Origin of the sequence: Endozoicomonas sp. 4G (assembly GCF_023822025.1) — a bacterium.
In the GTDB taxonomy this organism is placed as follows: Bacteria; Pseudomonadota; Gammaproteobacteria; order Pseudomonadales; family Endozoicomonadaceae; genus Endozoicomonas_A.
Map to the genome: position 1 here is coordinate 5,068,977 of NZ_CP082909.1, position 10,982 is coordinate 5,079,958.

Here is a 10,982-nt window from a genome sequence, read left to right on the forward strand (position 1 = left end):
CGAGCCGGTGGCTTTTGAGCTGGAAGCTTTAAGCTGGAGGCTTGAAGCTGTTTCTCGAAAGCTAAGGCTCTGGAATCCAAATCTTTTTTTAAGCTGTGTGTCTATTCTTGCTCAACACTCTCGTTCACTGTGTACGGCTTCAAGCTTCCAGCTTCAAGCTTCAAGCTTTCAGCTGCTAGATCGCTTTGGCGTTATATGGTCAAGCCTCTCGAGTCATTAGTACGGGTTAGCTCAACGCCTCACAACGCTTACACACCCCGCCTATCAACGTCGTAGTCTTCAACGTCTCTTATGGGCCTTAAGGCCAGGGAAGTCTCATCTTGAAGGGGGCTTCCCGCTTAGATGCTTTCAGCGGTTATCCCGTCCGAACTTAGCTACCGGGCAATGCGTCTGGCGACACAACCCGAACACCAGTGGTTCGTCCACTCCGGTCCTCTCGTACTAGGAGCAGCTCTCCTCAAACTTCCAACGTCCACGGCAGATAGGGACCGAACTGTCTCACGACGTTCTAAACCCAGCTCGCGTACCACTTTAAATGGCGAACAGCCATACCCTTGGGACCGGCTTCAGCCCCAGGATGTGATGAGCCGACATCGAGGTGCCAAACACCGCCGTCGATGTGAACTCTTGGGCGGTATCAGCCTGTTATCCCCGGAGTACCTTTTATCCGTTGAGCGATGGCCCTTCCATTCAGAACCACCGGATCACTATGACCTACTTTCGTACCTGCTCGAGATGTACCTCTCGCAGTCAAGCTGGCTTGTACCATTACACTAACCGCACGATGTCCGACCGTGCTTAGCCAACCTTCGTGCTCCTCCGTTACTCTTTGGGAGGAGACCGCCCCAGTCAAACTACCCACCACACAATGTCCCCGATCCTGGTAAAGGACCTGGGTTAGAACCTCAATATTGCCAGGGTGGTATTTCAAGGTTGGCTCCATGCAGACTGGCGTCCACACTTCAAAGCCTCCCACCTATCCTACACAAGCAACATCAAGATCCACTGTGAAGCTGTAGTAAAGGTTCACGGGGTCTTTCCGTCTAGCCGCGGATACACTGCATCTTAACAGCGATTTCAATTTCACTGAGTCCTGGGTGGAGACAGCGTGGCCATCGTTACGCCATTCGTGCAGGTCGGAACTTACCCGACAAGGAATTTCGCTACCTTAGGACCGTTATAGTTACGGCCGCCGTTTACCGGGGCTTCGATCAAGAGCTTCTCCGAAGATAACCCCATCAATTAACCTTCCGGCACCGGGCAGGCGTCACACCGTATACGTCCACTTACGTGTTAGCACAGTGCTGTGTTTTTAATAAACAGTCGCAGCCACCTGGTATCTTCGACCACCGCCAGCTTACGGAGCAAGTCCGGTCACCGGCAGCGGCGCACCTTCTCCCGAAGTTACGGTGCCATTTTGCCTAGTTCCTTCACCCAGGTTCTCTCAAGCGCCTTGGTATTCTCTACCTGACCACCTGTGTCGGTTTCGGGTACGGTCCCTTTTGACCTGGTGCTTAGAAGGTTTTCCTGGAAGCCTGGCATCAACCACTTCCCCACCTTGGTGGGTTCGTCATCAGTTCTCGGCTTTGTGGACCCGGATTTTCCTGAGTCCACAGCCTACGACCTTAAACCCGGATAACCATCACCGGGCTGGCCTAGCCTTCTCCGTCACTCCATCGCAGTCAAAAGGGGTACAGGAATATTAACCTGTTTCCCATCGATTACGTCTTTCGACCTCACCTTAGGGGCCGACTCACCCTGCGCCGATTAGCGTTGCGCAGGAACCCTTGGTCTTCCGGCGAGGGAGCCTCTCACTCCCTTTATCGTTACTCATGTCAGCATTCGCACTTCTGATGCCTCCAGCCCACCTCCCGGTGAACCTTCTACGGCTTACAGAACGCTCCTCTACCGGTTGCAGTGGTCAGTTTTCAGTGGTCGGTCATCAGTCTTCTCATACTGACAACTGACCACTGAAAACTGACCACTGAACCCCGTAGCTTCGGTGAATAGTTTGAGCCCCGTTACATCTTCCGCGCGAGCCGACTCGACCAGTGAGCTATTACGCTTTCTTTAAAGGGTGGCTGCTTCTAAGCCAACCTCCTGGCTGTCTGGGCCTTCTCACATCGTTTCCCACTTAACTATTACTTTGGGACCTTAGCTGACGGTCTGGGTTGTTTCCCTTTCCACGACGGACGTTAGCACCCGCCGTGTGTCTCCCGTGATTGCACTCATCGGTATTCGGAGTTTGCATGGGGTTGGTAAGCCGGGATGGCCCCCTAGCCCAAACAGTGCTCTACCCCCGATGGTGAGACACGAGGCGCTACCTAAATAGCTTTCGAGGAGAACCAGCTATCTCCGGGCTTGATTAGCCTTTCACTCCTATCCACAAGTCATCCCCTGGCTTTTCAACGACAGTGGGTTCGGTCCTCCAATCAGTGTTACCTGATCTTCAACCTGCTCATGGATAGATCGCCCGGTTTCGGGTCTACACCTTGCGACTTGGCGCCCTATTAAGACTCGGTTTCCCTACGGCTTCCCTATTCGGTTAACCTTGCCACAAAATGTAAGTCGCTGACCCATTATACAAAAGGTACGCAGTCACACCCCTAAGGATGCTCCCACTGCTTGTACGTACACGGTTTCAGGTTCTATTTCACTCCCCTCAACGGGGTTCTTTTCGCCTTTCCCTCACGGTACTGGTTCACTATCGGTCAGTCAGGAGTATTTAGCCTTGGAGGATGGTCCCCCCATGTTCAGACAACATTTCACGTGTGCCGTCCTACTCGATTTCACAATAACTGGCCTTTCGTGTACGGGGCTGTCACCCACTATGGCGGCACTTTCCAGAGCCTTCCACTAGACCAAAAATTGCTTAAGGGCTGCTCCCCGTTCGCTCGCCGCTACTGGGGGAATCTCGGTTGATTTCTTTTCCTCCGGGTACTTAGATGTTTCAGTTCCCCGGGTTCGCCTCCTAAACCCTATGTATTCAGGTAAAGGATACTCACTTGTGTGAGTGGGTTTCCCCATTCGGACATTCCTGGATCAACGCCTGTTTATCGGCTCCCCAAGACTTTTCGCAGATTACCACGTCCTTCATCGCCTCTGACTGCCAAGGCATCCACCGTGTACGCTTAGTCACTTGACCATATAACCCAAAGCAATCTAATGATTGATTGAATCAAAGGTTCCTATAACTACCTTTAACGATCTTCAGTTCATCACTGGCCACTGTTAACTGACCACTGACAACTGAACGCCATACACATTAGCTATTACCTTTCGGCAAATAACTTGAGAGTGTCTCAGCAAGAATTTCATTAAAAGACTAACGTCTTTTAAATCAACTCAGCTTAATTTAAGTTTGGATTCCACATTGTTAAAGATCGCATTATCCGCTTCCCGTTAAAGAAGGGGACAATGAAGCAAAATACGCTTAATGAATGGGTTGTCCGGATTAATGGTGGAGCTAAGCGGGATCGAACCGCTGACCTCCTGCGTGCAAAGCAGGCGCTCTCCCAGCTGAGCTATAGCCCCATATCCCGAATCATGATTGGTGGGTCTGGGCAGACTCGAACTGCCGACCTCACCCTTATCAGGGGTGCGCTCTAACCAACTGAGCTACAGACCCAATCCTGTTGGTTCAGCGCAATGCTAAAACAACCGATTCATTAAACACACTTTTTAAAGAACAAAACAACACCAGACGACTTTCGTCGTTGGTGTTATCAAACAATTCGTGTGAACGCTTATGAAAGGTCGGTCGTCGTTTAAGGAGGTGATCCAGCCCCAGGTTCCCCTAGGGCTACCTTGTTACGACTTCACCCCAGTCATGAATCACTCCGTGGTAACCGCTCTCCCGAAGGTTAAGCTAGCTACTTCTGGAGCAACCCACTCCCATGGTGTGACGGGCGGTGTGTACAAGGCCCGGGAACGTATTCACCGTGACATTCTGATTCACGATTACTAGCGATTCCGACTTCATGGAGTCGAGTTGCAGACTCCAATCCGGACTACGATGCACTTTCTCAGATTAGCTCCACCTCGCGGCTTGGCAACCGTCTGTATGCACCATTGTAGCACGTGTGTAGCCCTGGCCGTAAGGGCCATGATGACTTGACGTCGTCCCCACCTTCCTCCGGTTTGTCACCGGCAGTCTCCCCAGAGTGCCCGACCGAATCGCTGGTAACTGAGGATAAGGGTTGCGCTCGTTGCGGGACTTAACCCAACATCTCACGACACGAGCTGACGACAGCCATGCAGCACCTGTCACTGCGTTCCCGAAGGCACCCCTCTATCTCTAAAGGGTTCGCAGGATGTCAAGGCCAGGTAAGGTTCTTCGCGTTGCTTCGAATTAAACCACATGCTCCACCGCTTGTGCGGGCCCCCGTCAATTCATTTGAGTTTTAACCTTGCGGCCGTACTCCCCAGGCGGTCTACTTATCGCGTTAGCTGCGTCACCAGGAATGCAAGATCCCCGACGACTAGTAGACATCGTTTACGGCGTGGACTACCAGGGTATCTAATCCTGTTTGCTCCCCACGCTTTCGTACCTCAGCGTCAGTGTCAGACCAGAGTGTCGCCTTCGCCACTGGTGTTCCTTCCTATATCTACGCATTTCACCGCTACACAGGAAATTCCACACTCCTCTTCCGCACTCTAGCTTGCCAGTTTTGGATGCAATTCCCAGGTTAAGCCCGGGGCTTTCACATCCAACTTAACAAGCCGCCTACGCACGCTTTACGCCCAGTAATTCCGATTAACGCTCGCACCCTCCGTATTACCGCGGCTGCTGGCACGGAGTTAGCCGGTGCTTCTTCTGCGAGTAACGTCACAGCTCAAGGGTATTAACCTTGAACCTTTCCTCCTCGCTGAAAGTGCTTTACAACCCTAGGGCCTTCTTCACACACGCGGCATGGCTGCATCAGGCTTTCGCCCATTGTGCAATATTCCCCACTGCTGCCTCCCGTAGGAGTCTGGGCCGTGTCTCAGTCCCAGTGTGGCTGATCATCCTCTCAGACCAGCTACGGATCGTCGCCTTGGTAGGCCTTTACCCCACCAACCAGCTAATCCGACGCAGGCTCATCCGATAGCGCAAGGTTCCGAAGAATCCCCTGCTTTCCCTCTTAAGGCGTATGCGGTATTAATCCGGATTTCTCCGGGCTATCCCCCACTACCGGGCAGATTCCTACGTGTTACGCACCCGTCCGCCGCTCGTCAGCAACTAGCAAGCTAGTCCTGTTACCGCTCGACTTGCATGTGTTAGGCCTGCCGCCAGCGTTCAATCTGAGCCATGATCAAACTCTTCAGTTTAAATCGTTTTGTCAGCTGTCCCGAAGAACAAGCTAACTGCTCAATCATTTGCAATTAAACGTACATGAATTACAGGTATGTTCACTTGCTTGATCAGCATTTAAATCATTCCAGAGCAAAGCTCTGTTGACCGATGCCATTCGCACAAGCGCCCACACGAATTGTCTGATAATTTGTTAAAGAACTGAGTTAAAACAATAAGGTTTTAACCGGCTGAATCAGCAGTCAGTGCCGTTCAGCGAGGCCGCTATATTACCGCGACCATTTTCGTTGTCAAGCACTGCTTCTACTGAAGAAACAAAACCGCTTTCCAACCCACCAAACTGGCGAACGCTGATACTTAATCAGTGCTGCTTTTCCCGTTCAGCGGCGGCGCATTCTACATTTCAAAGCGAAACTGTCAATCAATATTTTATTGATTGCGCTGTGTTTGCCAGTAATGGGATATTGCGCCGAAGAAGTGGAGCGAATTATACGTCTGAAACCCATTATGGCAATAGAGGGTTAATACCTAATACTCGCTGGTGCTTATGCAACGACTCCATGATTAAACGACAAATATCGCTTATAAACCTGCCCGACAATCAGTTGGTTCAAGCCCTGAAGAAATCGAACGCAATAACATCTGCAATCTGCTTTTTATTCAGCATTAACATCAGCAGGCGATCGAGCCCCATGGCAACGCCAGCGCAATCGGGCATACCTGATCTCAAACCTTCAACCAGGTTATGGTCGTAGGGGTAAACAGGCCTGCCCTGTTCCTTACGTTTAGTCTGCTCCGCCTTGAAACGAGCCTGCTGCTCTTCGCCATGGGTCAGTTCGTGATAACCATTAGCCAGCTCAACACCGTTAATAAAAAGCTCGAATCGCGCAGCCACCTGGTCACCCTGACTATTGCTATGAAGTCTCGCCAGAGCAGCCATACTGGCAGGGTAGTCGTAAACATAAACCCCGTTGAGTGCACCGCCTTCACTCACACCCAGCTCAGGTTCGATCATTTTTGAAAACAACGCATCGAGGCAGTCATTTCTTTCCAGACCTGACAGCCCCTTATCCACATGTTTTTTGACCAGCGCAGAAAGCACTTCATCCGATGCCGTATGGGGATTCAACCCCAGCTTTTTCTGAAAAACGTCGCCATAGCTGACTCTCCCCATTTCTTTAAAGGCTGCAACTGAAGATAACAGCAAGGTCATATCGTCCATTAACTGATGCTGATCCATTCCCAGCCGGTAGTACTCAAGCATGGTGAACTCAGGATTGTGCCGCCCACCCGCTTCACCATTGCGGAACACCCGACCCAGGGAATAAATATCGCCACTGCCGGCAGCCAGAAGCCTTTTCATTGGAAACTCCGGTGATGTATGCAGGTAGCAGGATTTCTCACTACCTCCACCGATGGGAAGAAAGGTGGTGACAAAACTGTCGATGTGAAGATCCACCGTCGCGCTGGCAGAAAGCATCGGGGTGTCCACTTCCATCACTTGCTGCTCATCAAAATAATGTCGGATTCTGCTAAATAGCCGCGCCCTTTCCTGCAATGTCGACATTGAGGCAGAGGGTTTCCAGTTATCAGATGACATGCAAGTGGTACTCCATGGGTCAAAATGAATCACATCTTAGCTTTCGCGGGGAGCTAATCAAGGTAAAGCAGGGAAGGATCGCAGCAGACAGGAGTCAGCAAAAAAACCCTCCAGCCAGGGACTGGAGGAAAGGGACAATTACTTCACACGACCCACGTACTCACCGGTACGAGTATCGATTTTCAGAACTTCACCTTCAGTGATAAACAGAGGCACTTTCACAGAAGCGCCGGTGCTCAGTTTAGCTGGCTTGGAGCCCCCCTGAGCGGTATCACCTTTCAGGCCCGGATCGGTTTCAATCACTTCCAGTTCCACAAAGTTAGGTGCCGACACAGAAAGAGGGGATCCGTTATACAGAGTTACAGAGTATACTTCCTGCTCTTTAAGCCAATCGAGGGTGTCACCCACCGCTTCTTTGCTGGCAGCGTGCTGCTCGAAAGAACCATCAGTCATCATGAAGTGCCAGAATTCACCGTCGGTGTACAGGTACTCCATGTCGTAGTCCATCACATCTGCAGCTTCGATGCTTTCACCTGACTTGAAGGTACGCTCCCAGACACGGTTGCTCATCAGGTTGCGAAACTTAACCCGGTTAAAGGCCTGACCCTTACCCGGTTTTACAAACTCGTTCTCGATGATGACGCAGGGATCACCTTCCAGCATCACTTTGAGACCTGAACGAAACTCGTTGGTACTATAACTAGCCATCGGACACTACCAGCAAAATGAAAACCCCTATGATAACCCGTTACGAGGGCGGTGTGCATACTGATAAGCTATCAACCCGTCTTTTGCTTCCAGAAGAACAGCCAGAGAACTGGAAAAAAGTGCTGGCCGATTCAGTCACCGACCCTGAAGCACTGCTCAACATTCTGAACCTTCCAAAGACTCTGTTGCCAGGAGCCGTCAGGGGCAATAAATCTTTCAGTATGCGAATTCCACGTCCTTATATAGACCGGATGACCAGAGGTGACCAGTACGATCCATTGCTCAGGCAAGTTTTGCCCCTGGGAGAAGAGTGTGAGGAAGTCAGTGGATTCAGTCTCGACCCTCTGGCAGAACAGTCCCAGAACCCGAGCCGGGGCATTATTCATAAATACCAGGGACGACTGCTTCTGATCACCAGCGGAGCCTGCGCCGTCAACTGCCGCTTTTGCTTTCGGCGACATTTCCCTTATGGAGACAACCAGCTGAGTGGAGACAGCTGGACAGAAGCGGTGGAATACATTCGCTCAGAAAAAAGTATTCACGAGGTCATATTAAGTGGCGGAGATCCACTGGCTGCCACAGATAGTCGCCTTGCCCGCATGGTGGACACGTTGTCCGATATTCCCCATGTAAAAACGCTGCGAATACACACCCGCCTGCCCATCGTCATTCCCCAGAGAGTCACCGGGGAAATGCTCCAGTGGTTTTGTGGCGGAAGGCTTAAACCCGTTATGGTGATTCATTGCAACCATGCCAATGAGATCGATGAACAGGTTGAACAGGCACTGCAAAAACTAAGGCAGGCGGGAGCAATATTACTGAACCAGACGGTGTTGCTTAAAGACATTAATGATGACTCGAAGTCACTGGCCGATCTGAGCCAGACGCTCTTTAATGCCGGAGTACTGCCTTATTACCTGCATCTTCTGGATCGGGTTAAGGGTGCTGCTCACTTTGAAGTCACGGATGAGAAAGCCAGGCTGCTCATTAATGAGCTGATGCAAACATGCCCCGGTTACCTGGTCCCAAGACTGGTCAGGGAAGTAGCAGGCGCAGCCAGCAAAACCCCCATACCGGTCAATTAGCCTGCTTGCCACACTGGATTCTTTAAGCCTGTGGTCATAGTATAGAGTCTGGTCCAAAGCTATTTTTAACGGACAGATAATCAGGATGATTTCATGGACGTACAGAATGAAAGGATTCCGCTGCAGCTTCCGTCTCAAAGCCTGAACAGTTTATCGTTCAGCCAGACGGATGTGCACGCGGTTCATCAATGGCTCAGTGAGCTGCCTAAAACCAATAGACCACTGTCGTTTAAATCAATAGGGCAGGCACTGGAAGAGCTAGCTCGCCTTAAAGTACAACCTTCTCTCCAATGGTCTCTGGTCGAACAGTTTAGACCTGTCGTTTATTTTCTGATCCATCAGAGTCAAAACCAGGCTCTGAAAAATATCGTCACCTTTAATGATGCTCAGCAAGAAGAGTACAACAACTGCCTGAAGCTGCTTCTCAGGCTGTTAAAAGTCTATAAAGTGGTTGTCCGCAGCAGCCAGAGCCAACAGGACCCTTCCAGCCCCCTGGCTGCCGCATTACACCGGTCGCTGGCTGAAAGTGCTTCTATTCTGCTCTTTACCTGCGAGTATTATCGACCTGTCCCCGAACGCGTATGGCTGGAAATGCACACGCTGTACTTCACTGCCCGCGGACAAAATCTGAAAACCTTCAGTCTTGAGGACCCCATCACCACCAAAGCCAGAAAATTATCTCTTTCAGATCTTTATAAGCGAGCTTTGCTACTCAGTCGGTCCCGATCCAACCAGTTGAGACCTCAGGAAATCCGACAGATTTTCAAAGCACTCTGTCTATGGGCACCCCACAGCAAACTCGAGCCGGTAGAAAACAGCCGGTCACATTTTGTGGTCAATCTGGATTCTGACGAAGGGCTACTCTACAGCTCGCTGTTGGAAGGAGAAAAAAATGATCACCTTCTGGCTCTGGATTCCAGACTGCTGAGTGCGCACCTGAAAAAGCTCAGCGCATCAGTCTCGGAAGAAAAACCCGGGGCTCTGACAAAACGGGTCATTGATCATCTGACCACTGCCTGGAGCCTGCCCGAACAACGAAAGCACCAACGTCAGAGCAGCTCAGATTCTTGTGAAATCTGTTTTGGCTTCAGTGCGGTTCATTACTTCCTGCACGATCAACAGACGTTTGATGAGATGGTTTCCGGACATATTGCCCAGAACAAATCCGGCAAGAGCACCTTCTCTTCCAACGACAGCAGTGATGCCTGGTCCGAGGCCCATGATGCCCATACGGATGAAGATACCAAAATGTCCACAAGCACTTCACCGGTACACTTTACCCAGCAGCCTGACGACCAGGGCAGCCTGTATCCCACTTATAAGTGCTCAATCATCAACACCTGCGCAGGGGGTTACTGCCTGAGCACCCGTAGTGACCTTGAACACCAACTGCACACTGGAGAGCTGCTGGCCATCCGGGAACCCGGCCAGAAAAACTGGTTACTGGCCGCAGTGCGTTGGGTTCAGGTGAATGATCAAAAAGATCTGCTTATAGGTCTGGAGCTTCTGTCCGCCTCAACCAAACCCTGTGCGCTCACACCTCTGAAAAAAAATGTCGACGCAACGCACTACCAAAGAGCATTCCTTTTGCCGGTTATGCCCCCCGTGAATGACACGTCTACCTTGATAACACCCAGGGTGTCCTTCAAAAGCGGACTGAAATTCACTCTGCTTCAGGGAGGCAAGATCCGAAAAGGGCAACTGCTGGAGTGCGTCTCCAGCTCACCAGGCTACAGGCAGTTCAAATTTCGACTGCTGGAAGATCAGTACTAATCGCTTCTATACTTCTTCGATTCAACCCTATAGATCGAAGCAAGGCAGGCGGGTGTTCAGCAAACATTCTTTGAAGTATTTACTACTTTTTATCTTCCTTCTGACAGGCTGCACCACCACACAGGAAACCATGCACTCCTGGCAGGGTCGCCACATAGAGGAAGTGATCCGTTATTGGGGAGCTCCCAGCTCCATGCTGCAACTGGAAGATGGTCAGAGCGTTTATAGCTGGGTCTCTAACTGGGGCTCAGCCTACCTGATGAGCACCTGTCGACAGTCGTTTACCACTTCCTCCAAAGGCATCATACGGAACTGGCGATATACGGGTTGCCCGCACTGGCAGTCTATATCGATGGATAAAATTAATAGGATGTCGTCGGACTCGGAAGACGACTGAAGCCCACGGAAAGCTGGGGGGCAAAAAGAGCAGACGCCAGTGCATGAATTGTCGCCGAAAACGGTGAAGGGGGTTGATACGTTGTTGGGGAGGGTTCAGTGTCCGGGGTTAACAGGGCTACTTTCA

At 51.0% G+C, this 10,982-nt stretch carries 5 protein-coding genes, 2 tRNA genes and 2 rRNA genes; 3 read left to right on the top strand and 6 right to left on the bottom strand.

Annotation, left to right across the window (positions count from 1 at the left end; all coding sequences use genetic code 11):
• Positions 1-195: 195 nt before the first annotated feature.
• From K7B67_RS19995 to efp, 6 genes are all read right to left on the bottom strand, one after another.
• Positions 196-3,145 (bottom strand): 23S ribosomal RNA (locus tag K7B67_RS19995).
• A 313-nt stretch (positions 3,146-3,458) separates the two neighbouring features.
• Positions 3,459-3,534, bottom strand: a tRNA-Ala gene (locus K7B67_RS20000).
• Positions 3,535-3,551: 17 nt separating this feature from the next.
• Positions 3,552-3,628 (bottom strand) — tRNA-Ile (locus tag K7B67_RS20005).
• A 140-nt stretch (positions 3,629-3,768) separates the two neighbouring features.
• Positions 3,769-5,310: ribosomal RNA gene (locus K7B67_RS20010) — 16S ribosomal RNA — on the bottom strand.
• The 16S and 23S rRNA genes sit together here with 2 tRNA genes alongside, the layout of an rRNA operon.
• Before the next feature lie 593 nt (positions 5,311-5,903).
• Positions 5,904-6,893: an EF-P lysine aminoacylase EpmA gene (gene epmA / locus K7B67_RS20015; protein ID WP_252177616.1), complete on the bottom strand. Its 990-nt coding sequence runs from the start codon at positions 6,891-6,893 to the stop codon at positions 5,904-5,906.
• 138 nt (positions 6,894-7,031) lie between these two features.
• Complete coding sequence (efp, locus tag K7B67_RS20020) at positions 7,032-7,601, bottom strand: elongation factor P (RefSeq protein WP_252177617.1); 570 nt, start codon at positions 7,599-7,601, stop codon at positions 7,032-7,034.
• A gap of 17 nt (positions 7,602-7,618) precedes the next feature.
• Between efp and epmB the strand changes: the two genes are divergently transcribed.
• The 3 genes from epmB to K7B67_RS20035 all read left to right on the top strand — a co-directional run bounded on the left by epmB (position 7,619) and on the right by K7B67_RS20035 (position 10,856).
• Entirely contained in the window at positions 7,619-8,686 is a 1,068-nt protein-coding gene (gene epmB, locus K7B67_RS20025; protein ID WP_252177618.1) for an EF-P beta-lysylation protein EpmB, read from the top strand.
• Between the two features lie 93 nt (positions 8,687-8,779).
• Entirely contained in the window at positions 8,780-10,459 is a 1,680-nt protein-coding gene (locus tag K7B67_RS20030) for a hypothetical protein (RefSeq protein ID WP_252177619.1), read from the top strand.
• A 70-nt stretch (positions 10,460-10,529) separates the two neighbouring features.
• Positions 10,530-10,856, top strand: a complete 327-nt coding sequence (locus K7B67_RS20035; RefSeq protein ID WP_252177620.1) for a hypothetical protein — start codon at positions 10,530-10,532, stop codon at positions 10,854-10,856.
• Positions 10,857-10,982 lie beyond the last annotated feature (126 nt).